20 protein-coding genes are annotated in these 24097 nt (G+C 64.5%); 5 read left to right on the top strand and 15 right to left on the bottom strand.

Annotated elements, in window-relative coordinates:
- Positions 1-3: 3 nt before the first annotated feature.
- From E2K99_RS20250 to E2K99_RS20290, 9 genes are all read right to left on the bottom strand, one after another.
- Positions 4-1446, bottom strand: a complete 1443-nt coding sequence (locus E2K99_RS20250; protein ID WP_134223351.1) for an NAD-dependent succinate-semialdehyde dehydrogenase — start codon at positions 1444-1446, stop codon at positions 4-6.
- Positions 1447-1521: 75 nt separating this feature from the next.
- Entirely contained in the window at positions 1522-3132 is a 1611-nt protein-coding gene (locus tag E2K99_RS20255; RefSeq protein WP_134223352.1) for a bifunctional 3-(3-hydroxy-phenyl)propionate/3-hydroxycinnamic acid hydroxylase, read from the bottom strand.
- Positions 3129-3467 carry an NIPSNAP family protein gene (locus E2K99_RS20260; protein ID WP_039784084.1) on the bottom strand — a complete coding sequence of 113 codons (339 nt, stop codon included), beginning with the start codon at positions 3465-3467 and terminating at the stop codon, positions 3129-3131. The genes E2K99_RS20255 and E2K99_RS20260 overlap by 4 nt, the downstream gene beginning before the upstream one ends.
- On the bottom strand, positions 3464-4333 hold the full coding sequence (locus E2K99_RS20265; RefSeq protein ID WP_134223353.1) for an alpha/beta fold hydrolase: 870 nt from the start codon (positions 4331-4333) through the stop codon (positions 3464-3466). The genes E2K99_RS20260 and E2K99_RS20265 overlap by 4 nt, the downstream gene beginning before the upstream one ends.
- A 32-nt stretch (positions 4334-4365) precedes the next feature.
- Entirely contained in the window at positions 4366-4968 is a 603-nt protein-coding gene (locus tag E2K99_RS20270) for an amino acid synthesis family protein (protein WP_134223354.1), read from the bottom strand.
- A 54-nt stretch (positions 4969-5022) separates the two neighbouring features.
- Positions 5023-5508 (bottom strand): VOC family protein, encoded by a 486-nt coding sequence (locus tag E2K99_RS20275; RefSeq protein ID WP_121045802.1) that lies wholly within the window; start codon positions 5506-5508, stop codon positions 5023-5025.
- 24 nt (positions 5509-5532) lie between these two features.
- Positions 5533-6570 (bottom strand): WD40/YVTN/BNR-like repeat-containing protein, encoded by a 1038-nt coding sequence (locus E2K99_RS20280; protein ID WP_134223355.1) that lies wholly within the window; start codon positions 6568-6570, stop codon positions 5533-5535.
- Positions 6571-6600: 30 nt separating this feature from the next.
- Positions 6601-7395 (bottom strand): SDR family NAD(P)-dependent oxidoreductase, encoded by a 795-nt coding sequence (locus E2K99_RS20285; protein ID WP_134223356.1) that lies wholly within the window; start codon positions 7393-7395, stop codon positions 6601-6603.
- Positions 7396-7452: 57 nt separating this feature from the next.
- Entirely contained in the window at positions 7453-9009 is a 1557-nt protein-coding gene (locus E2K99_RS20290; protein WP_134223357.1) for an acetolactate synthase large subunit, read from the bottom strand.
- 317 nt (positions 9010-9326) lie between these two features.
- Here E2K99_RS20290 and E2K99_RS20295 point away from each other — a divergent pair, with 317 nt between their 5' ends.
- Positions 9327-10061 carry an IclR family transcriptional regulator gene (locus tag E2K99_RS20295; protein ID WP_034335327.1) on the top strand — a complete coding sequence of 245 codons (735 nt, stop codon included), beginning with the start codon at positions 9327-9329 and terminating at the stop codon, positions 10059-10061.
- A gap of 61 nt (positions 10062-10122) precedes the next feature.
- Here E2K99_RS20295 and E2K99_RS20300 read toward each other — a convergent pair whose 3' ends face one another.
- Positions 10123-11100, bottom strand: a complete 978-nt coding sequence (locus E2K99_RS20300; RefSeq protein WP_134223358.1) for a helix-turn-helix domain-containing protein — start codon at positions 11098-11100, stop codon at positions 10123-10125.
- A 181-nt stretch (positions 11101-11281) separates the two neighbouring features.
- A complete protein-coding gene (locus tag E2K99_RS25605; RefSeq protein WP_166675088.1) occupies positions 11282-11458 on the bottom strand; it encodes a hypothetical protein in 177 nt (58 codons plus the stop codon).
- A gap of 125 nt (positions 11459-11583) precedes the next feature.
- Between E2K99_RS25605 and E2K99_RS20305 the strand changes: the two genes are divergently transcribed.
- Complete coding sequence (locus E2K99_RS20305; protein WP_039784155.1) at positions 11584-13038, top strand: aldehyde dehydrogenase family protein; 1455 nt, start codon at positions 11584-11586, stop codon at positions 13036-13038.
- Positions 13039-13337: 299 nt separating this feature from the next.
- Here E2K99_RS20305 and E2K99_RS20315 read toward each other — a convergent pair whose 3' ends face one another.
- The 3 genes from E2K99_RS20315 to E2K99_RS20325 form a co-directional block, all read right to left on the bottom strand.
- Complete coding sequence (locus E2K99_RS20315; RefSeq protein ID WP_039784068.1) at positions 13338-14795, bottom strand: APC family permease; 1458 nt, start codon at positions 14793-14795, stop codon at positions 13338-13340.
- Between the two features lie 335 nt (positions 14796-15130).
- Positions 15131-15403 carry a hypothetical protein gene (locus E2K99_RS20320; protein WP_232729540.1) on the bottom strand — a complete coding sequence of 91 codons (273 nt, stop codon included), beginning with the start codon at positions 15401-15403 and terminating at the stop codon, positions 15131-15133.
- Complete coding sequence (locus E2K99_RS20325; protein ID WP_134223360.1) at positions 15400-18510, bottom strand: multidrug efflux RND transporter permease subunit; 3111 nt, start codon at positions 18508-18510, stop codon at positions 15400-15402. Before E2K99_RS20325 ends, E2K99_RS20320 begins: the two co-directional genes overlap by 4 nt.
- A gap of 170 nt (positions 18511-18680) precedes the next feature.
- Between E2K99_RS20325 and E2K99_RS20330 the strand changes: the two genes are divergently transcribed.
- Both E2K99_RS20330 and E2K99_RS20335 read left to right on the top strand, forming a co-directional pair.
- The gene (locus E2K99_RS20330) at positions 18681-19421 is read left to right on the top strand and encodes a response regulator (protein ID WP_166675089.1); all 741 of its coding nucleotides are present in this window, start codon (positions 18681-18683) and stop codon (positions 19419-19421) included.
- 23 nt (positions 19422-19444) lie between these two features.
- A complete protein-coding gene (locus E2K99_RS20335; protein WP_134223361.1) occupies positions 19445-20533 on the top strand; it encodes an ATP-binding protein in 1089 nt (362 codons plus the stop codon).
- 152 nt (positions 20534-20685) lie between these two features.
- On the opposite strand, the gene E2K99_RS20340 is transcribed toward E2K99_RS20335, so the two are convergent.
- Positions 20686-22362 (bottom strand): methyl-accepting chemotaxis protein, encoded by a 1677-nt coding sequence (locus E2K99_RS20340; RefSeq protein ID WP_134223362.1) that lies wholly within the window; start codon positions 22360-22362, stop codon positions 20686-20688.
- 380 nt (positions 22363-22742) lie between these two features.
- On the opposite strand from E2K99_RS20340, the gene E2K99_RS20345 reads away from it, so the two are divergent.
- The gene (locus tag E2K99_RS20345) at positions 22743-23906 is read left to right on the top strand and encodes a branched-chain amino acid ABC transporter substrate-binding protein (RefSeq protein ID WP_240733773.1); all 1164 of its coding nucleotides are present in this window, start codon (positions 22743-22745) and stop codon (positions 23904-23906) included.
- The last annotated feature ends 191 nt before the right edge of the window (positions 23907-24097 follow it).

The raw sequence follows: 24097 nt of genomic DNA on the forward strand, positions 1-24097 counted from the left end.
GGCTCAGCCGGGTACGTGGCTGATCTGGCTGATCATCTTGGTGACCAGGAAGCTGTCGAAGCTCTCGGTGCCGCCTTCGCTGCCGAAGCCGCTTTCACCGATACCGCCGAAGGGCAGCTCGGGATGCGCCATGCCGGAATGGTTGATGTTGACCATGCCGGCCTGCAAGCCGCTGGCCACCTCGTGCGCCGTGGCCAGCGACTGCGTGAAGACGTAGGAGGCCAGGCCCAGGGGCAGCGCATTGGCCATGGCCAGGGCCTGCGCGGTATGGGCGAAGGGCGTGACGGCGGCCACCGGGCCGAAGGGCTCTTCCTGCATCACGCGGGCCGTCGGCGGCACATCGGCCAGCAGCGTGGGCGCATGGAAGTGGCCGCGCTCACCGATGCGCCGGCCCCCCGTGACCAGTTGCGCGCCCTGGCTCACGGCGTCTTCGATCAGGCCATGTACCGCGTCGAAGCGGCGGCCATGGATCAGCGGCCCCATCTGCACACCGGCTTCAAGACCCGAACCGACTTTCACCTGCTGCAGGGCATCGGCCAGGGCCACCACGAAGCGGTCGTAAATGCGCTGGTGAACAAAAAAGCGCGACGGCGATACGCAGACCTGGCCGGCGTTACGAATCTTCAGTCGCGCCAGCAGGCGCGCGGCCGCGTCCACCTCGGCATCGTCAAACACCAGTACTGGCGCGTGCCCGCCCAGCTCCATGCTCATGCGCTTCATATGCAGCGCAGCCTGGGCGGCCAGCTGGCTGCCCACGGGAATGGAGCCAGTGAAGGAAATGGACCGCACCACGGGCGAGGCGATCAGCTGCCGCGAGATCTCCGACGACACCCCCCAGACGATATTGAAGACGCCCGCCGGCACGCCCGCATCATGAAACAGCTGTGCCATCAGCACGATGGCGGCGGGCGATTCCGAGGGTCCCTTCAACACCACCGTACAGCCTGCCGCCATGGCCGCTGCCACCTTCTTCATGGCCTGCCCGAACGGGAAATTCCATGGACTGATGGCCGCGCACACCCCGACCGGTTCGCGCACCACCAGCTGTCGCACCTCGGGATGGCGCGCGCCGACCACGCGGCCATACAGGCGGCGGCCTTCCTCGGCGTGCCAGTCGAGGTGCTCGGCGGCATTGAGGATCTCGGCGACGGCGTCGGCCAGCGGCTTGCCGTTGTCCATGGTGATGGCCGGGGCCATCGCCTGCGCGCGTTCACGCGTGAGCGCGGCGGCGCGGCGCAGGATGTCGGACCGCTCCAGCGGCGAGACCTTGCGCCACTGCTGGAAAGCGGCATGGGCGGCCTGGATGGCCTCCTCGATATCGCCGGCCTCGGCCCAGGGCAGGCGCCCCAGTACCTCACCCGTGGCAGGATCGCGCACTTCCTGGTAGCGGCGGCCGTCGAGGCCATGGAAACGTCCGTTGATGTAGAGCTGCAGGTCGGGATACATGGGTCACCTTGAAGAGGAAAAGACCGGTACGCGCACGGCATACCGTCTGCAATGCAGAAACAGGAGCCGCTTGCGTCAGCAGGCCACGCGGTCGAGGAAGAGCTGCATCACCGCAGGCGCATCGTCGGCGCGGCCGGCGGCGGCGATGAAACGGTCGGGACGCAGGAGCACCCAGTCCACGCCCTTTTCCTTGAACCAGGCATTGAGCTTGTTCTCATGGTCCTGGATCACCGTGCCGGAGCCGGTCAGCGGCACGCCGCGCGCGCCGCTGCGCGAGCGCACGCCCTGCAGGTAATCACAGCCGAAGGCCTGCATGCGGCGGCGCAGATCAGGATCGACGGTCGCTGCAGGCAGCACGTCACAGCGCCAGCTCAGCAGCGTGAAGCGGCTGCCGCACAGGTCATCGAGCCGCATCACCTCGCCCTCGCCGGTTTCCACCAGCGATTGCAGGAACATGCGTCCGACCAGGTCATCGCGATTGCGCGGGTCGCCCTGCATCACGGCCTGGCTGTGGAAGCTGGGCATGGGCTTGAATTTCATCTGCAGCACGTAGTCGCGCACGCGCGGGATATCCTTGATGGCCAGGAAGAACTTGTCGCGGCACCAGGCCAGCAGGCGGTTCTTCTGCGACAGCACCGCACCGAACAGGTCGGCCAGGTCGATCATGGCCTTGACGTGGGCATGACGCTCGTCGTGATAGCTGGCCAGCAGTGCGGGCTTCATCCGGCCCTGCAGCACCCAGGCCAGTTTCCAGGCCAGGTTGAAGGCATCGCGCAAGCCGGCATTCAAGCCCTGCCCGATCCACGGCGGCGTGATGTGGGCGGCGTCGCCGGCCAGGCAGATGCGGCCGCACACCAGCGAGCCGGCCACGCGCGAATTGTGGGTGTAGACCCGGGCACGGATGATGTTGAGCGCATCGACATCGGCCACGTGTTCGCGCAACAACTCGCGCACCTTGGCCGGGGCCAGCATCTGTTCGCCATCCTCGCCGGGGAACAGCATGAACTCCCAGCGCCGCACGCCATAGGGCAGCGCCAGGCACACATAGGGGCGCTGCGGTTCGCAATGCAGGGCGGTGTAGGGCGCATCCAGCGGATCGCCATCGCACTCGATCACCACCCACTTGGCAGGATGGGTCTTGCCCTCGTAGGGCAGCTTGAGGATTTTCTCGCGCACGGTGCTGCGGCCGCCATCGCAGCCCACGGCATACTGCGCGGCCAGGTAGCTCTGCATGCCATGCGCATCGCTGATGGTGGCCAGCACGCCCCGCTCGTCCTGCACCAGGTCCAGCAGCTCCACGCCCGAGCGCAGCTCCACATGCGGGAAGCGCTGCAGTCCCTGGCGCAGCGTGGCCTCGCCCAGCGGCTGCGAGAACAGGTTGCGGCGATACCAGCCGAATTCGCGCGTGGTCGGCTGGATCTCGGCGAAACAGCGGCGGTCGGCGGTGTACATGCGCATGGGCACGTTCTGGATCACGTCGCGCACGATGGCGTCGGCCATGCCGGCGGACTGGAAGGTGCGCAGCGCTTCGTCATCGATGCCCACTGCGCGCGGATAATCCAGCACGTCCAGGTTGCGCTCGATGATGAGCGTGGAGATGCCATAGGTACCCAGCAGATTGGCCAGCGTCACCCCGACCGGGCCGGCACCGATGATGAGCACCTGGGCCTGGACCGCTGTACTCATGCGGCACTCCCGGCATGCGCCGCCGCTGCGGCCGGTTCGGGCGCGCTGGTGAGCAGGCGGCTTTCCTGTTGCACCAGCAGGCCGCGCACCTGCTTGCGGAATTCGGCGAAATCGGGATCGGCCAGCAGTGCCGTACGGCGGCGTGCGCGGTCTTCCAGGCTGTCAAAGGCCCAGTGGTAGACCAGCTGGTTGAGGTCGCCGCTCTCCGGAATCATCATCGCCACCAGATGGCCCAGCAGGCGGACCTGGTGCGCGCGGCCGCATTCGTTGTAGATGCGGACGTACTCGCGCACGCCGCCGGGCACCATGGTGTAGGTGCGCAGTTCATGGATCATGATGTCTTCTCCCCCTTGTCCTGTTGTTCTTGTTGCAGGAATTCCCGCACCGCCGTGGCGAAGGCTTCCGGCTGGTCGTCGTGGATGTAGTGGCCGGCATCGGCAATGGTGCAAGTGAGCACGCGCGCGTTGAGCTGGCGCATTTCCGCCGCGATGGCGGCCGACAGGTAGTCCGAACGTTCACCGCGCACCACCAGCGTCGGGCACGCCAGCGCCATGAGGTGCGGACGCAGGTCGACCACGCGCGTGATGTCGGGCATGAGGCGTGTGGCACTGATGCCGACGTGGTCATAGCGCCAGGTATAGCCGCCGTCCGCTGTGGGCTTGAGCATGTTGTCCAGGCGCTGCTGGCGCGCCTCTTCGGTCACGGTGGGACGCAGCGCGCGCATGAAGATGCTGGCTTCTTCCCAACTGCCGAAGTGACTCGGTGTAGTGGCCAGTTCGCGGCGGATGCGGCTGGCACCGGGGCTGTTCTCGAAAGCGCCGGGACCGGCATCCTCGATGACGAGGCGACGCACCTGCGACGGATGCCGCGCGGCATAGACGATGGCATTGATGCCGCCCATGGAGTGGCCCAGCAGGTCGAACTGGCGCAGGCCCAGGCGTGCCACCAGTGCCTCCATGTCGGCCACGTAGGTATCGGTGTAGTAGTTGCAGCCCGGATCCCAATCGCTCTGGCCGCGCCCGCGCTGGTCCAGCGCGATGCAGCGGTAGCCGGACGGCAGGCGTTGCACCAGGTCGGCAAAGGTCTCGCCATAGCCACGGATGCCGTGCAGGAGCAGCAGGGGAAAGTCCTGCGGATCGCCCCATTCGGTGACGTGGAACTGCAAACCCGTGAGGGTCAGCGAATAATCTCGGCGCTGCATGATGGTCTCCCTGATCCTTGCGTGTGGCGACCTCAGACCAGGCCGTCCTGCCCCTTCACCTCGGAGGCCTTGAGGCCACCCAGGCGGGCGTTCAGACGGCCACGGGTGGCGAAGGCCCAGATCACCACCACTTCATCGCGGTTGGGGCCGTCGTTGAACTGGGCGCTGACGGTGTCGTAGTGGGAGCGCACGTACAAGGCATCCTTGTGCGCCAGCGGGATGTCGATGATGGTGCCGGGACCGCCGCGCTTGCCGGTCGAGGGCACCCAGGACTTGGCACCGCCCACGCCGTCGCGCACCGGATTGGCAGCCGGATTGGTGAGCAGCGCGTTGCCGTGTTCGTACTCGCCATCCACGCCCACCAGGCAAGCCTTGCCATAACTCTCGATGGCCCGGCCCTGCGCGGCCTCGCGGATGCGGCGGGCGAATTCCTGGCCCAGCAGCGGCGAAGGATTGATCCACGAGGACAGGTCCTCGACATACTTGCCGGCGAAGGGATTGTGCAGGCAGGCGGCGATGACGATCTTGCGCAGCGGCGCACCATCGGCGTCCTTGCCGCTCTCGCCGGCCAGGCTGTCTTCGATTTGCAGGTACCACTTGCGGATGTGGAAGTTCTCGAAATTGGGGGTCTTCATCGGATGTCCTTGGAAAGAATCGATACGGTGCAATGGGGTGAAGCAGTGCCGGGCTTACAGCGGATCCAGATGGAAGCTGTCGCTGGGGGCGTTGTACTGGCCCAGCAGGCGCTTGCCTTCTTCGTCGTCGTGGGCGGTCTCGAAGAAGAATTCGAAACGGTGGCCATCCGGGTCGTGGAAGTAGATGCCATAGCCGACCTTGTGATCGGTGATCTTGAAGATCTCGATGCCCTTGGCCAGCAACATGCCGTAGAGGCGGCGGAATTCCTCCATGTCGCCTTCCACCTCCAGGCCGTAGTGCTGCATGTTGACTTCGCCGCGCACGGCTTGAGCAGGTTCGTCCACGCGGATGAGCGCAATGTCGTGGTGCTTCTTGCCGAAGGACAGGAACACCCAGCGCTCGGCGCGAGCCGTCACCGTCATGCCCAGCACGTCTTCGTACCAGGGAGCCGAACCATGCGGGTCCTTCACGAACAGGGCCAGGTGGGTGCGGCGGATGCGTGGCTTGATGGCCATGGCCGGGGTGGCAGTGGCGGACATGAGGCCCTCCTTTGTCTGGTTGGTCTAGTCGATCGATTGCGGATGGGCATGCACCGGAGCCACGAAAGGCGTCCAGGCTACCGAGGTGATTTCGCTGAAGTCGCGCCATTCCTTGTACCAGCTGCGTCCGCCATCGGTGGAGCGCAGCAGGTAGCCGTACTTGGTGCCGGCAAACAGCAGTTGCGGATCGGAGGGATGGCCGCCGAAGGCCCATACCGTGGAATTGGGCGCGGTGTGCAGCACGCTGGGCTGCCAGCTCTGGCCGCGATCTTCGGAACGATAGATGCGGGTGCGCGTGCCGGGCGTGCCGTCGCCGATGGCCAGCAGCAGCTGATTGCCCTGCGGGTCCAGCGCCTGGATGGTGCGGGTGTAGTACATGCCGTCGAAGCGTTCCTTGGAGGCCTTGGCCGTGAAGCTGGCGGCATCGTCGGTGCTCTCGCAGACGGAGTTGACCGTCACCACCACATGCTTGACCGGCGCATCGGCGGTCGCGGGCAGCACGGTGATGGCGTGGATGTCGGAATTGTTGATGCCACGGCCCGGGGTATCGATGCGGGTCCAGGTATCGCCTTCATCATTGCTGCGCCAGGCACCGCCTTCTTCGACGCCGAACCAGACTTCCTGCGGCGCATCGGCGCGCACGAAGATGGTCAGGATGCGCGGCTTGTGCACGCCCGAGCAGAATTCCGGCAGCTCCACATCCAGCTGTTGCCACGACAGGCCGCCATCGCGCGAGCGATACATGCGGGCGCGTGAGGGTGCGCCGGTGCCGGCGAAGACCAGCTTGGGATTGCTCGGACTGAAGGCAATCGACCAGACGGTCTGCTCATCGGCCGGCGAAGCGATGCGCTTGAAATGGGCACCGCCGTCGGTGCTCAGGCAAATGCCGGCGTCGGCCCCCGCCAGTACGCGTGACGGATCCGAGGGATCGACGGCCAGGCTGCGTACCACGCCGTCGAATTCGATGGCTTCCTTCAGGCCCAGGCGGTGCCAGGTCGCACCATTGTCGACGCTGCGCACGATGCCTTGGCCGGCCGTACCGACCAGGATGGTTCCTTGCATGATGGTGTCCTTTTCAGTAGTTCAGTCTGCTCAGAGATAGATGCCGCGGGTGATGCCGCCATCCACCGCAATCGATTCGCCGGTGATGGCCGCCGCGCGGGGCGAAGCCAGGAACAGCACGACGTCGGCGATCTCTTCCACCTGCAGCACGCGGCGGATTGGCGTGGCCTTGGCATAGTTCTGCTCGACCTGCTCGGGGGTCAGCCCTTGCAGCTTGGCTTCCTTCTCGTAGAGTTCGTGGATGTGCGGGGTCTCGACCACGCCGGGGTGGATCACGTTGACGGTGATGCCATCCGGACCGAGCTGGTCCGACAGGGTCTTGGTGAGATGGCAGATGGCCACGTTGCGCATGCCGGACAACTGCTTGCTGCCGCGGCCGGTGAGCCCGCCGATATTGATGATGCGGCCATAGCCACCGGTGCGCATGTGCGCAGCGGCCGCCTTGGCAAAGCGCATGTAGCCGACCACCTTGATGTTGATGTCTTCGAGCAGGCCTTCGGGGCTGGCGTGCTGGATTTCCGAGCGCACCAGCCCGCCCGGATGGGCTGCGCCATTGACCAGGATGTCGATGCCGCCGAAGTGCTGCGCGGCCTGTGCCACGGCCGCTTCCACCTGTTCGGTATTGCTGACGTCGGCAGCCACGGCGATGACTTCAGTGCCGGTGGTGTGGGTCAGCTCCTTGGCCACTTCTTCCAGCTTGCCCTTGCTGCGCGCGACGATGGCCACGCGAACGCCTTCGCGCGCGAGTGCCTCGGCCACTGCCCGCCCGATGCCCAGGCTGCCGCCGGTGACGATGGCGGTCTTGCCTTGCAGATTCAGTTCCATGCTTGCTCCTTGTTTTATGCCGTGGTGTGCGTCGGATGTGATTGATGCGGAAATGATTTACAGCGCCATCTCGATCAGGGCCGGGCCGCTGCCGGCAAAGGCCGCCTGCAACTGCTGCTGCAATTGCTGCGCAGTCTCGGCACGCGAGGCGGGGACGCCATAGGACTGCGCCAGCGCAACCCAGTCGATGCGCGGATGATCGAGTGCCGTCATCTGCGCGGCACGTTCGCCCAGCGGCGCGCCGTCGCGGCGCAGTTCATTGCGCAGGATGGCGTATTGGTGATTGGCGGCGATCAGCACCACGACCCGGGCGTTTTCATGGGCCAGCGACCACAGCGTCTGGATGGTGTATTGCGTGCTGCCATCGGAGAGCAGGCCGACCACCGTGCGCTCCGGGCAGGCCACCGCCGCGCCCAGCGCGACCGGCAGACCCTGGCCGATGGCACCACCGGTATTGGTGAGCACCGTATGCGGGCGCGCCGCATCCGATACCGCATAGAAGGGATAGCCGCAGGTACCGCCCTCGACCGAGACGATGGCGTGCTCGGGCAACTCGCGCGCCAGCACGGCGGCGATCTTCTGCGGGTTCAGTTCGCCCTCGGGCAGCGCTGGCAAGGCGTGCTGCGGCACTGCGTAGGGCGGCGCACCGAGCGCATCGGCCAGCTGTTCCACGCGGGCAGCGGCAGGACGGCTCGGCAGGCTGATGGTGAGCAGGCGCTCGGGAGCCACCAGCGCACTGGGATGGCCGACATAGCCGAAGTAGGTAATCGGCGGGAGCGCGCCCACCAGCACCACCAGGTCCGCCTCATCGAGGACCTTGCGCGCCGGCTCGGGGAAATACGGCAGGCGGTCGAAGGAAGGCAAGCCCTGGCCGCGCTCGGCGCGGGCCGGGAACGTTTCTGCATAGACGCTGCAGCCGGTATGGGCGGCGATCCGCGCCACAGCACGCTGGGCGCGGGCACCAAGACCGCTCTCCTCGCCACCGCCGCCCAGCAGGAAGACCACGCGCTTGGCATCGCGGAGGCGCGCCAATGCCTGGGCCGGCTGGTAATCGTCTGCGGGTCCCGTGGATTCTTCCACGGCGGCCACGGCATGGGACTCAGCGATGTCAGCGAACTGGAAATCGGCCGGGAAGATCAGGGTACTGCCCTGCCCGCCTGCGGCCATGCTCTGGCGCACGGAGTCAGCGGCCGCAGAGGTGATGTCGTCGGTGCCGGTGATGCGGTGGACCCAGCCCGAGACGGGACGGGCCAGCGATTCGATATCGGAGGTCAGCGGTGCGTCGTAAGGCAGGTGCCAGCTGGTGTGGTCGCCGATGATGTTGACGATGGGGGTGCGGGCGCGGCGTGCGTTGTGCAGGTTGGCGATGCCATTGGCAAATCCCGGTCCCAGGTGCAGCAAGGTGCTGGCCGGACGGCCCAGCATGCGGCCATAGCCATCGGCCGCGCCGGTGCAGACATTTTCTTGCAGGGCGACGACGCAGCGCAGCCCGGGAAAACTTTCCAGGCCACGGACCAGGTCCAGTTCGGTAGTGCCGGGATTGGCGAAACAGGTATCCACACCTTGGTCCAGCAGACCGGCCCATAAGGCGTGTGCTCCGGTGTATCGGGTCATTTCTCTTCCTTTGCCGCCGGCGGCCAGCGCCGCGCACAGGCGCTTCTACAGGATCGGGCAGACCAGCCGGCCGCAGCAGCAGGCTGGTTTGCGGTATCGCAATCAACCCGGAGTAAAATCATATATTTTCGTATAGACGAAATCTGTACATAATTCTGTTCACAGGCTCAATAATTTATTGCTTGATTTTGAATATAAGAGATTTGTGCAATAGCCTTGAGCCCAAATCGGCAATTGGTGACGACCCGGCGTACCTGGCGCTTGGGTGGTCGTACAATGCCTGCCACCGGGCCCTGTGGCCCTTACTGCCCTAGACCATGAATAGCCTGAGCCGCATGCTGGAAGTGTTGACCTTGTTCAAGCCCAGCCAACCCGTCATCGACATCGACATCATCTGTGCCCAGCTGGGCTACACCCCGGCTAGCGCCTATCGCTACGTGCGCGAACTCGGCCATGCCGGTTTGCTGGTGAAGATGCCGCGCGGCTATGCCGTGGGTCCGAAGGTGATCGAGCTGGATCGCCACATGACGCAGTTCGATCCCTTGCTGGCGGCCAGCCGCGACATCGTCGGCGACCTGGTGGCGCAGACCGGGCTGGAACTGCTCATCAGCGAGCTGTATGGTTCGACGGTGATCAACATCCTGCAGGAGTCCGGCAACAATGACGCGCGCCTGAACTATGGGCGCGGTACGCCCATGGACCTGTTCCACAGCGCCACGGCGCGGGTGATCCTGGCCTATCTGCTGCCGCGCCAGTTGCGCAAGCATTTCGATGGGGCCACGGCGGAGGAACTGCGGCTGGTGGGGAGCAACTGGAAGGACTTCTCGAAGGTGATGCTGAAGATCCGCAAGGATGGCTATTGCGTCAGCGAGGGTGAGCTGGACCCGGGCAAGACCGGTATCGCCGCGCCTATCTTCGATGAGAAGCAACGCATTCTTGGCAGCATCACGCTGGCCGGCAACACGGAACGGGTCAACGCATTCAACCGCGATTTCCTGTCGGGGCTGATTACGGATGCGGCGCGCAAGATTACGGCGCGCATTGCGGGCTGACGCCAGCAAGAAAACAAAAACGCCGGTCACCTGACCGGCGTTTTCATGGGTGCGCGCTGGCTTATTGGAAGAGCTTCTGCGGCACGCGCCGCGCCGTCTGCGACGGCAACTCCCCGAACAGCTCCTGATAATCCTCGGCAAAGTGGCTCAGATGGAAGAAGCCCCAGCGTGAAGCCACGTCGCCAATGGAGGCTTCCTGGTGCGTGGTGGAGAGCAATTCGCGCCGCACGCCATTGAGCCGCACGCAGCGCAGATAATTCAGGGGCGTGGTCTCGGCCACCGTCTGGAAACTGTTCTGCACCGTGCGCCGGCTCACCTGCAGCCGCTGGCATACCTCGAAAATGCTGGGCACGTTGGCCGCATCCACGATGGCCTGGCGATGCAGCTTCTCGACGATGTAGCTGCGCGTAGTGCTCATCTGGCGCACGGGATCGGAGTCCGGCGCTGACAACAAGCCCAGCAGCTCGCCCAACAACGAAGACTCCAGCGCCTGCTCACGCTGCTCCGCCTGCGCATCGGCCTGCCACTGCCCGCCATCGATCTGCAGCATCGATTGCGAGAAGAGGTTGAGCAAGCGTTCGCGACAAGCACGCAAGCCTTTGGGCGGCACCTTGATGACCGGCTGCCGCAGCAAGGCACTGATACGGTCGGGGTCGGGCATCTGGTGCAGATGCTCCTCGAACAGGTCGCGGTCAAACGTCAGCGACAGCAGGTCGGTATCCATCGGCATGTGGAACATGAATTCCTCGCCGCCCTGCAGGAACAAGATGCTCTTCTCATCGGCCTCGCGTCCCTGCACGTGCGCCGCACCCGGTGCGGCAATCGGGAAGGCGAAGCAGATCTGGTCCTTCGGTGCCTCGCCATGCTGGACCACGCGCTTGTTGATGCGCTCGCGAAAGGCGTGGCAGCGCCGGGTCGACAACTGCATCAGCGAGCTCTCCAGCTTGCCGGCGGAAATCTGTGCATAGGTCTGCTTCCACGCGCCAATGGCGGCGGCGTGCACATGCACATCCTGAAAACGGTGAATGCTTTGCAACATGGTCTCTCTCCAAGTGAGCCGCGATTGCCCCCGCGAGCGTGGCTCTGTCTCCATGCATTTAACGTGCCTGCATTTTCATTGTTTTGATGGGATGTCTGCGTCCGTGCAAGGGACCTGGATGAGATCCGGTCCGGGGGCCGCGCAGCGTCTGCCTTTCCGGCTAGTTTTATGCAAATTTATCTCAATGCCAAAAATTAGCAAATACTTTTACAATTTTCCAAGCTGTCAGGCTCGATATTTCAAAATAGTGCAACTTTAGTTTTTTATGCACAACATCAATGCAACCCGGACGAGAACAGGGCAGCCCTTCTTTCCGTGCATCAACAGCTTCGCCGCCGTCGCCAGCCGAATTGCTCATTTGGGCTAACTGCGCGGCCCTGCCCTCTATACATTCTGGCTCCATGCAGGCCCAGGTGCGCCCGTCCGCAGGACGCTGCGCATGACCCGCATGCAGTCTCCCGACAACCCACCACGAGAATGAGCATGTCTCTCCATCTTCAGCACTTTATTGCAGGCCAGGCCAGCGAGGCCTCCGGTGGCCAGCGCATGAACCTGGTCAATCCCATCAACGAGGAAGTCTACGCCAGCGCCGCGCAAGGCACGGCCGAGGACGTGGCGCGGGCCGTGGCGGCGGCTCGCGCACAGCTGGACGGCGGCGCATGGAGCCGGCTCTCGGGCCTGCAGCGCGGCACCTTGCTGCATGCGCTGGCCGCACTGGTCGAGCGCGATGCCGACCTGCTGGCCGACATGGATGCCAATGCCATCGGCCGCTCGCCCATGGAGCCGCGCATGATGGACGTGCCCAACGCCGTGAGCCACCTGCGCGCCGCCGCCGGCTGGGCCAACCAGATGGAAGGCCGCACCATTCCCACGGCCGGCTACATGGGCAAGCCCACGCTGTCCTACACGATCCGCGAACCGATCGGCGTGGTCGGTGCCATCCTGCCCTGGAATGCGCCGCTCATGATCACCAGCTGGAAGGTCGCCGCACTGCTGGCCGCCGGCTGCACGGTAGTCATCAAGCCGGCCGAAGAAACCCCGCAATCGGCCCTGCACCTGGCGCGCCTGGCGCAGGAAGCGGGCTTCCCGGATGGCGTGATCAATGTGGTGACCGGCTACGGCAACGAGGTCGGCCGTGCCCTCTGCGAACATCCGGACGTGGCCAAGATCAGCTTCACCGGCAGCCCCGAAGCGGGCCGCGCGATCCAGCGTATCGCCGGCGAACAGTTCAAGCGCGTGACGCTGGAACTGGGCGGCAAGAGCCCGCAGATCGTGTTCGACGATGCGCCTTTCGAAGACGCCCTGTTCGGCTGCACGCTGGGCCTGTTCGTCAACCAGGGACAAGTATGCGCGGCCGGTTCGCGCATTCTGGTACAGCGCAGCCTGGCGCAACGCTTTGCCAAGGCACTGGCCGAGGCCGCCGCCGGCATCACCGTGGGCGATCCGCGCCAGCCGGGCGTGCGCATGGGGCCGGTAGCCAAGAAGGCGCAGTTCGAGCGCGTCAACCGCTACATCCAGCAGGGCCTGGACGAGGGGGCCACCCTGCTGGCCGGCGGTGTCTCGCGGCCGGACAAGGGCTGGTTCGTGCAGCCGACGATCTTTGCCGATGCCAACAACGGCATGAGCATCGCCCGTGAGGAAATCTTCGGGCCGGTCGGTACCATCATCAGCTTCGATACCGAAGAAGAAGCCATCGCCCTGGCCAACGATTCCCGCTACGGCCTGGCCGCCACCGTCTGGACCGGCAACCTGGCCCGCGCGCATCGGGTGGCGGCTGGCGTGAAGGTCGGTGCCATCGGTGTCAATTGCTGGAGCCCGCTGGATGCCAACCTGCCCTGGGGTGGCATCAAGGACAGCGGCATGGGCCGCGAAGGCGGACTGGCCGGCGCATTGGCCTATACCGAAGAGAAGACCATCACGGTGCTGCTGGCATCCTGAAGTCGACGCGCCGGATCATCGGCGCACGGAGCAACAACGCGGTGCGGCGCAAGCTGTGCCGCGTTTTTTTGCGCCCGAATACAGGCGTGAATTGACGCGCGAATCCACGCCCGAATCCACGCCCGAATTGACGCCCGAATTGACGCCCGAATTGACGCATGAATTGACGCATGAATTGACGCATGAATTCGCGCATCAAATCACGCCTCTTTGCTGTATCGGAAAACGTGGCCCAAAGAAAACGGGACTCGCAATGCGAGACCCGTTGAGCAACGGTTCCTGCCCGGGCCGGAGGGTGGCTACAGCTTGTGACTCCCCAGCGCAGCGAAACGCATCGGCGCACAGCGGCGCAGACGGCTGGCCAGCATCACGCCGATGAGGATGGCCAGCGGGATCATCGAGCACAACGCCCAGGACATGGATTTGCTGGCCCCGGTCAAGACATCGAAATGCAGGATGGCCGTGCAGAGAATGTAGAGCAAGGCGACCAGCGACACCGCCGGCAGGATGCGCACCCGCCAGGCGCTGTCACAGGCCTGCGGATGCCGCCGGAAATAGCAGATCACGGCCGCCGATGTCATGATCATCAGCAGCATCAGGCACAGTGCGGCCAGGCTGGAGAACCAGGCGAACAGATGCAGGATGGGATGCGCCCCCGAGACCGCAAAGAGCGTCACCACCACGGCCGCAATGGCGCTCTGCAGAGCAGAACCCATGTGCGGGCTTTGATAGGTCTTGTGGGTGGTGCCCAGCAGGCGGTGCAGCAGACCATCCCGCCCGACCGCATAGAAATAGCGCGCGGCCGAACTGTGGAAGGCCAGCAGGCCTGCGTAGATGCTGATGACGAAGAGGATACGAATCACAGCCGTCAGTCCGCCCCCGGCATAGTGGTCCGACATGACGTAAATGAAGGCGGTCGGGTCCTGCATGTGTTCCAGCAGCTTGACCACCTTGTCGCTGCCGGCCCCGATGATGAGCGCCCACAGCGAGATGCCATAGAAGGCGCCGATCAGCAGCACCGAGGTATAGGTGGCAATCGGTATCGCACGCTTGGGATTCTTGGCCTCTTCGCCATAGATGGTGGTGGCTTCGAAACCGATGAAGGCGGCAAAGGCGAACAGCAGGCCGATGGAGGGCGTGCCGCTCATGACATTGGCCGGTGCAAAGGAATCGAGGTTGACGCCATGATCGCCGCCGGCGCGCAGGATACAGAAGTCCAGCACCAGCACCGCCAGGTACTCGGCCACCACCACCACCGACAGCAGGCGCGCCGACAGGTCGATGTTGCGGTAACCGAGCACGGCCACGCTCAGCATCGCCAGGGCCGCATAGACCCACCACGCCAGTTGCACTCCGAAGATGTCGAAGATGGTGGCCGACATCACCCCGCCGAACATGCCATAAAGTCCGATCTGCAGGATGTTGTAGGCGAACATGGCCAGCACCCCGGCCACGCCGCCGGCCATGCCGCCCAGGCCGGCGCTGGAGAAGGCATAGAAGCCGCCGGCATTGGTGACGTGGCGCGCCATGGTGGTATAGCCGACCGAGAAGGCCAGCAGCAGCAACAGGATCAGCACCAGCAAGGCCGGTGTGCCGGGACCGTTGCCGAGCATGATGCCGATCGGAAATCCGCCGGCGATCACGCTCAAGGGACTGGCGGCGGAGACCACGAAGAAGATGATGAAACCTACGCCGAGGGCGTTTTTCCTCAGCGCATTTTCTTCCTTGTCATGCTTGCTGCAATCGAGCTGGCTCATCGGACCCTTACCTTTTCTGAAAACACCTGCGTCTCGTCATCGCCGTGGCAGCGGACAGGCTCATGTCCTTGCACACCGGCATCTTCCGCGCCCTGCGGGCAGCGTGAGGGGTGATGGCATTCTAGAGAGCTGCGGCTTTTTTCTTTAACCCAAATTGGCAGTCCGGCAGACGCCGGACATGGCAGTGCCGCCACGTACTCCTGATGGATTGTAGGTGGCAGCCGTACGAAAAAGAGAGGAAGGCAAGCCAGAAAGACGGCGACACGGCCTGCACTGTGGCAAGCCGGCCGCACTGGCTGACGAAGCGCTGACGGCGCGCTCCCGAGGGAAGAGAATCAGGCCGCCAGGCGGCGTTCGATGATCTCGTACGCACGCAGCATGCCGGCGATGCGCGCGTGCTCGAAATCGAGATACAGGGGGCTGTCCTGCCGGTAACGCAGGATGCGCTTGCCGGCGTGGAAGATGCGCAGGCTCATCTCCCAGCCATGCGGCCCCTGAATCGCGATGACGCGGATATCGTAGTCGCGATACCGGGCGTGGTGGATCTGCTCGCGGTCGTTGAGGAGCCGGCGGCCATACAGCCGCAAATCACTGCGCGGACACATCATGCCTCCTGCACGCCTTGCGCGCTGCGGCGACGTCCCGCCCCCAGCACCAGCACGAAGAACAAGGGCACGAACAGTACCGCCAGCACCGTGGCACTGACCATGCCGCCGAACACGCCCGTGCCGATGGCGCGCTGGGTCTCGGCACTCGCGCCCGAGGCCAGCATCAGCGGCACCACGCCCAGCGCAAAGGCCAGCGAAGTCATGAGGATGGGCCGCAGGCGCAGCACCGCCGCCTTGATCGCCGCCTCCACCAGGCCTGCACCCTCGGCGCGCAACTGGCGCGCGAACTCGACGATGAGGATGGCATTCTTGGCCGAGAGCCCGATGACGGTAATCATGCCGACCTTGAAGAACACGTCATTGGGCATGTCGCGCAGGATCACCGCGGCGACCGCACCGATCAAGCCCAGCGGCACCACCAGCATGACCGACAGCGGAATGCGCCAGCTCTCGTACAAGGCCGCCAGCACCAGGAACACCACCAGCATCGACAAGGCCATCAGCATCGGTGCCTGGGCCGCCGACAGGCGTTCCTGCAGCGACTGGCCGGTCCATGCCACGGCAAACCCGGGCGGCAGTTGCTGCGCCAGCTTTTCCATCTCCGCCATGGCATCGCCACTGGCCACGCCCGGCGCAGCACTGCCGGAGATGCGCACCGCCGGGAAGCCCTGGTAGCGCTGCAATTGGGTCGGCACCACCTGCCATTGGGCTTGTACCATTTCCGAGAGCGGCACCATGCCGCCGTTCTGGTTGCGCACATACGGCTTCATCAGGTCCTCGATCTGCATGCGCGATTGCGCCTGGGCCTGAATGATGACCTGCTGCATGCGGCCCGCATTGGGGAAATCATTTACATAGAAGGAACCCATGGCCGCCGAGAGCGTATCGCTGATGCTGGCAAAGGAAACGCCCAGCGCGGCGGCCTTGTGGCGATCCACATTGAGCTGCAGGCTCGCACCCGGTGGCAGGCCATCCGCATACACGCCGGCCAGCTTGGGGCTCTGTGCTGCCAGTGCCAGCAGTTGCGCTTCGGCCGCCTTGAGCGCGGCGTGGCCCTGGTTGGCACGGTCCTGCAGGCGCATGGCAAAGCCGGAGGAATTGCCCAGCTCCTCGATGGCCGGCGGCAGCAGGCTCATGACCATGCCATCCACTCCGTTCTCCATGGCCGCCTGCGCATGCAGGGCCTCGATGGCGGCGGTGGAACCCTTGCGCTCCTTCCAGTCCTTCAGTTCGGTGAAAGCCATCGCCGCATTGGGGCCGGAACCGGAGAAACCGAATCCCAGCACCGACAGATTGGCACCGATATCCTCACGCGTTTTCAGATAGCGCTCGAACTGATCCACGGCGCGCGCAGTGCGCTCGGTGGTAGCGTCGGCGGGCAGCTGGAAGCTGGTCATGAAATAGCCCTGGTCTTCTTCCGGCAGGAAGGCCGACGGCAGCGCCCGCAAACCCAGCACCAGCAACAGCGACAGCGCGCCATAGAGCAGCATCATGCGCAGCCCGCGCGCGATCAAGCGGCCCAGCAGCGATTCATAGCGGCGCGTGAGGCGTGCGAAGGCACGGTTGAAGGCTCCGAAGAAACCACGCTTCTCGTGATGGCCGGGGGCCACCGGTTTGAGCAAGGTGGCGCACAGGGCCGGCGTCAGGCTCAGCGCCAGGAAGGCCGAGAACAGGATCGATACCGCCATGGCCAGCGAGAACTGGCGATAGATCACGCCCACCGATCCCCCGGCCAGCGCCATGGGAATGAAGACGGCGGTCAGCACCAGGGTGATGCCGATGATGGCACCGGTGATCTCCCCCATCGCCTTGATGGTGGCCTCGCGCGGACCCAGGCCTTCCTCGGCCATGATGCGCTCGACGTTTTCCACCACCACGATGGCGTCATCGACGATGATGCCGATGGCCAGCACCATGCCGAACATGGTCAGCACGTTGACCGAGTAGCCGGCCACCAGCATCACCGCCAGCGTGCCCAGCAGCGCGATGGGCGCGACGATGGCCGGGATGACGGTATAGCGCACGTTCTGCAGGAACAAATACATCACCAGGAACACCAGCACCATGGCCTCGATCAGGGTCTGCACCACTTTCTGGATGGAGATCTTGACGAAGGGCGCGGTGTTGTAGGGCAGCGAGAACTGCATGCCCTGCGGCAGGCTGGGGCGCAGTTCTTCCATGCGCGCCTGGATCGCTGCAGCCGTGCGGACCGCGTTGGCACCGGGCGAGAGCTGTACGGCCGCCACGCCCGCAGGCTTGCCGTCTTCACGGTTGGCGAAGGCATAGGATTGCGCGCCCAGTTCGACCCGGGCCACGTCGCCCAGCAGCACCCGCGAACCATCGGCCTTGGCCTTGAGCACGATGGAAGCGAACTGGTCCGGTGACTGCAACTGTCCTTGTACTGTCAGGGGAACGGCGATCTGCTGGCCCGGTACAGTTGGCGTATCGCCCAGGCGTCCGGGAGCAATCTGTGCGTTCTGCTGGCTGATCGCTGTACTGACATCTGTTACGGACAGTCCGAAGGCATTGAGCTTGAAGGGATCGATCCAGATCCGCATCGCCTGCTCGGCACCGAACAGCTGCACGCGGCCTACACCGTCGACGCGGCGCAGTTCTTCGACGATGTTGCGGGCCAGGTAATCGTTGAGGCGGATTTCATCATGGCGGCCGTCCACCGAGGTCAGGCTGACCATGAGCAGGAAGCCCGAGGCCGCCGACTCCACGGTCACGCCGTTCTGGCGCACGGTTTGTGGCAGGCGCGCTTCGATGGCCTTGAGCTTGTTCTGCACGTCGACCTGGGCCAGTTCCGGATCGGTGCCGGGCTTGAAGGTCACGGTGATCTGGGCGCTGCCGGAGGTATCGGCCGAGGATTCGAAATAGAGCAGGTTCTTCACGCCCGACAGCTCACGCTCGATCAGGCTGATGACGCCATCGTTCATGGTCTGCGGCGTGGCCCCCGGATAGGTGGCGTTGATCGTCACGCTGGGCGGGGCCACCGAGGGATAGCGGGCAATGGGCAACTGGCTCATGGCGATCACGCCGAAGAGCACGATGAACAGCGCGACCACCCAGGCAAAAATGGGGCGGTCGATAAAGAAGCGAGGCATGCAGGAACTCCATCGGGGGAAACACGCGAAGGACTGCGCCTGCCGGTCAACCCACGGCTTTTTTGCCGCACGGGCTGCCCGACAGTACAATCGCGAGCGAAGGCGGAGTCTGGGGCATGCGCGTGAGGTTTGCGCGATACAACGATGGAGTTTTGATGGAGAACGCAAGAATGGCGGCAACCCAAGTGAAAGCCGGCGAGGCCGCACCGGCCACGGGTGCGCTGATCCTCATCGCCGAGGATGCCCCCGAGATCGCCGAGATCCTGGCCGCCTACCTGGCCCGCAGCGGCATGCGCAGCGTGCATGCGGCCGATGGCGCGCGGGCACTGGAGCTGCATCTCTCGCTCAAGCCGGACCTGGTGCTGCTCGATATTCAGATGCCGCAGGTCAATGGCTGGCAGGTGCTGGCGCAGATCCGCCAGCGCGACAACACGCCGGTCATCCTGCTCACCGCGCTGGACCAGGACGTGGACAAGCTCACGGGCCTGCGCATCGGTGCCGATGATTACGTGGTCAAGCCGTTCAATCCGGCCGAAGTGGTCGCGCGCGTGGAAGCGGTATTGCGCCGCAGCCTGCCGCGCGAGGAGCGCGAAGACCGCCGCATCCTGCGCGCCCCGCCCTTCGTGATCGATTTCGAACAGCATGAGGTGGTGGCCGAAATCGAGGGCGTGAGCCACACGCTGATGCTGACGCTGACCGAATTCAAGCTGCTGGCACAACTGGCACGCGCCCCGCGCCGCGTGTTCAGCCGCGCCGAACTGCTGGCCACCTGCCTGCCCGAGGGCGACACCCTGGAACGCACCGTGGACAGCCACGTCAGCAAGCTGCGCAAGAAGCTGGAAGACCTCGGACTGGCCGGTATCCCGGTGAGCATCCGCGGGGTCGGCTACCGCTTCCAGCAGGGCGGCTGATTGCACGCACCCGATACGCCTCCATGAAACCCGGCATCGATCTCCTGACCCTCTGGCGCGGCAAGGGACTGGCGCGCCAGATCATCAGTTCCGTCGCCATCCTGGCACTGACCATCATGCTGATGGTGCTGCTGGGGTCTTACGCGTTCTATTCAACGCTGTTCATCTTCCTGCCCACGGCGCTATCTGCACCAGACAGCTGGCTGCCCTCGCCCGCTGAATGGGGCTGGATCTTCGTGACCACCCTCATCGGCGTGGCCATTGCGGTGTGGGTGGCCATCCGCTTATCGCGCCGCATCCTCACGCCCTTGAATTCGGTGGCCACCAGTTTGCGCCGCGTGGCACAGGGTGACCTGGCCGCGCGCGCCGCGGCAGACCGGCAGCCGCTGGACGAAGCCTCGCAACTGATCAGCGATTTCAATGCCATGGCCGAACGGCTGGAGCGGGTGCAGCAGGAACGCATCTTCTGGAACGCCGCGATTGCGCACGAGCTGCGCACGCCGGTGACGATCCTGCGCGGGCGTCTGCAGGGCCTGGCCGATGGCGTGTTTCAGCCCGATCCGGCGCTCTTTTCCAGCCTGCTGGTGCAGGTGGAAGGACTGGGCCGGCTGATCGAGGACTTGCGCATCGTGGGGCTGGCCGAGAGCGGCCACTTGCGCATCCAGCTGCAGCAGGCCGATCTGCGGCAGGAGATCATGACGGTGCTGAAAGCGTGTGAATCGGCACTGCACGACAAGGGCTTCACGCTCACCCTGGCGCTGGGCGCGGAGCGCCCGGCATGCGACCCGGTGCGCATCCGCCAGGCACTGCTGGCGCTGCTGGAGAATGCCCTGCAACACGCCACGCCGGGGCCCTTGCGCATCAGTACCCTGGTCGTCGATGGCCAGCATTGCCTGCGCGTGGAGGACAGCGGTCCTGGCCTGTCCGCCAGCGACGCGCAGCGCATCTTCGATGCCTTCCAGCGTGGGCCCCGCAGTGGCGACGCAGCCGCCAAGGGTAGCGGGCTGGGACTGGCCGTGGTGCGGGCCATCGCCAGCGCGCATGGCGGCACGGTGGATTGCCAGCCCTCGACCCTGGGCGGTGCCTGCTTCGAGTTGCGCTGGCCGAAATGAAACAGGCGCTCGCCACGCCTGCCGAAAAATCGCCCTCCTCTTCACTCCGCTAGCGGCCTGGCCCCCGCCTGGGCCGCGTGGACGGCAACCTGCTGAAGTTCTCTTCATATCGCCCTCCAGCCCCCGCCAGTGGGCGTTCGTGTTCGCCTGCGCTAGGTCTTGAAGGCCCCGACCAATCCGCTGAGCTTGCTGGCCTGCTCCTGCATCGACTCGGCAGCGGCCGAGGCCTGCTCCACCAGGGCGGCGTTCTGCTGGGTCACGTTATCCATCTGGCTGATCGCCTGCTGGATCTGCTCCACGCCGGCGGACTGTTCCTGGCTGGCCGAGCTGATGCCGGCAATGATTTCGGTAACGCGTTGTACGCTGGCGACCACTTCATCCATGGTGGAACCAGCCTGGTTGACCAGCGTGCTGCCGGCATCGACCTTGGAGACCGAGTTGTCGATGAGCTCCTTGATCTCCTTGGCGGCGGCCGCCGAGCGTTGCGCCAGGCTGCGCACCTCACTGGCCACCACCGCAAAACCGCGCCCCTGCTCGCCAGCCCGGGCCGCTTCCACGGCGGCGTTGAGTGCCAGGATATTGGTCTGGAAGGCGATGCCGTCAATCACGCCGATGATGTCGACGATCTTCTTCGACGAGGCATTGATGGCCCCCATCGTCTCCACCACCTGCGAGACCACGGCTCCTCCGCGCTGCGCCACCGCCGACGCAGTACTGGCCAGTTCGCTGGCCAGCAGGGCGTTGCTGGCATTCTGCTTGACGGTGGAGGTGATCTCTTCCATCGAGGACGCGGTTTCTTCCAGCGAACTGGCTTGCTGCTCGGTGCGGGTGGACAAATCCAGCGTACCGGCCGCGATCTCGGTGGCGGAATTGTCGATGCGATGGGCACCGTCGCGTACATCGGTGACGATGATTTGCAGGCCGGTCTGCATCGTCCGCAGCGCTTCCAGCAATTCACCGGTTTCGCCCCTGACGTGGTGGCTGATCTCGGCCGTCAGGTCGCCCTGCGCCACCCGGCGTGCCACCCTGGCGGCATGCGCCAGGGGATCGCGGATAGCCTTGTAGACCAGCATGAGCGTACCGGCCAGCACCACCACCGCCACGCCCATGAGGGCGTAGAAGATCAGCGCCATCTTGGCCGAATGCGCACTGGCGGCTTCCACCTGGGCCAGGGTGCGGGCGTCCAGCATGGCGAAGAACTGGTCCACCGGGCGCATGATCCGGGCCTTGTTCACGTGGTAGGCATGGTCGTGCATGAGTTCGCGTGCACGGACCAGGTCGGGTTCGCCACGCCGGGTGAAGTTGCCTTGCGCGTCTTCGTAGAGGCCCTTGACCATGTTCATGGCCAGCGCTTCGGTCTTGACCAGGGCATCCGAATTGGCCTTGGCTTCGCTGAGCTTGGCCAGTTCGGCGTCGGTGAAGCCGGCCTCGCGCATCAGCGCGATCAGGGCGACGCTGCGCGAGCTGTCCGGGCGCGGCGGCTTGCCGTCGGCGGCGACGAAATCCCAGTAGATGCGGCCATAGTTTTCCGGGCGGGGCTTCTTGCCATCGCGGATGTCGAGGATCGCCTGGTACTGTTTTTCATAGGCGGGGTCAGCCGTGATGACGTAGGTGCGTGCCAGGCGGGTCAGGTCGTCCGAACTCTGGCGCAGTTCCGTGGCCAGCTGGAACGAGGCGTAGCGGCTCTCGTTGGCGGCATTGAGCGTGGCGTCGCTGCGTTCCAGCGCCAGCGCGGCCAGCGCGATGGCCAGCATGAGCGCACTGATGACGCCGGTAAGCAGGACGAAGATCTGGCGGATGGTAAAACGGCCTATGAATGAGACGTTCATGAAAACCCCGTTGGAAAGAGTGGATGCAATCGGAACGGTCCAGCCGCCTGCGCTCCAAAATGAGGTGGCTCGAATTACTTGATCTATGGCAAAAATCATTAAATCTAATACTTTAAGGAAACAAAACACCAAATTTATTTTATTGAGTGAATTCAATAAATCAATGTAATTTAATGAAGAGCTTGGTTTTTTTGATCGGGATGAATTTGGCGGTGAGATGCACGCTTGCGGGGTCAGAGATCGGAGCGGAGGCAATCCTTGCACTGGCGCATGGTCCGATCACGCCAGGGTGTGTATATTGGACCGCGTACCTGTGCAGAAATAACAACCATCACAAGATCAAGGTCCCGGGCAGGTTCCGCCGGGAATGGGGGAGTGAGATGCGCAAAGTCACCATCATGAGGGCGGCCTGGTTCGCCCTGCTTGCCTGTTTGCAGCCGTGGACGATGCAGCCGGCCCAGGCCGAGGAAGTCCGCCAGGTGACGCTGGGCCTGAGCGCCTGGCTCACGCAGCCGATCGTGCAGAGTGCCTGGCACGGTGCGGAGCTGGCGGTGGAGGATGCCAATACCCTGGCCGCCAGGAAGAAATCTTCATGGCGTTTTCGCCTGCTGGCCCAGGATGACCAGGGGTCGGCCAATTTCGGCGTGAATGTCGCCCGTTATTTCATCAAGGAAAAAGTCGCGGGGGTCATCGGGCCCTGGAGCAGCGATGCGGCCATGGCCACGGCCGAACTGTACGAGGCCGCCCGCATCCCGCAGATCGGCTTTACGGCCGGCACCAGCCAGTGGACCAGCCAGGGCAATCGCATGCCGTTCCGGGTCGTGGGTGGAACCGCTGAGGTCGGCCTGTCGATGGCCGAGGTGATCACCACCGACCTGAAGGGCAAGCGGGTCTTCGTCGTCCACAATGATTCGGCCTACAGCAATGCCCTCACCGATGAACTGACCGCGCGCCTGGTCAACCGGCCGGGACTGACCGCCACCCGCTATCTGGTCGGCCGGCGCACGACTGACTTCAATGCCACCATCAAGGCGGCCAATCAGTATCAGGCGGATGTGATCGTGTTCCTCGCGCTGTTTCCGCAGGCAGCGGCGTTCGTTGAGGAAGTGCGGCGCTCCGGATCGGAGGCCAAGGTGTTGCTGGTGGGCGGGGCCAGCAGCCTGTCCTTCGGCGAGGCGGCGATGCCGCAGGCCTACGTGCTGGAATATGAACTGGCACGTGAGCAGTGTCCGCGCTGGAAGGCGTTCACCCAAGCCTATGTGCGGCGCTACAACGCCGCCCCCAGTCCTTATTCCTACTATGCCTATGACGCGGCCAGCGTGTTGATCGCCGCCATCCAGCAGAGCGACTCGACCGATGGCGAAAAGATCGCGGCCAGCTTGCGCCAGCTACGCCATGCGGGACTGAGCGGACCGATCAGTTTTGCGGCCGGCGGTGCCAATGCGGCACCGCGCTTCCGGCTGTACCAGTATCGCAGCAGGGGGCAATGGCAGCAGGTGGGCGTGTTTCCGCGCGGCGCGGGGATCAACGAGAAATGCCAGTAAGCGGAACCTGCAAAGCAAAAGGCCCGTTCCCGGGGGGAACGAGCCTTTGGACTGCCTGGCGTAATGAAACGAGGTCCGATCAGAAGGGGAGTTCACAATAAGCTGCCTCATCGAGGCTAGCTGTAGGGCTAAAACCCTTTTAGACACTGGCCACGAATCATTTCAACTAGTCAAATCGGCATCTTTTGTAA

It is taken from the genome of Herbaspirillum huttiense (genome assembly GCF_004367745.1).
In the GTDB taxonomy this organism is placed as follows: domain Bacteria; phylum Pseudomonadota; class Gammaproteobacteria; order Burkholderiales; family Burkholderiaceae_D; genus Herbaspirillum; species Herbaspirillum huttiense.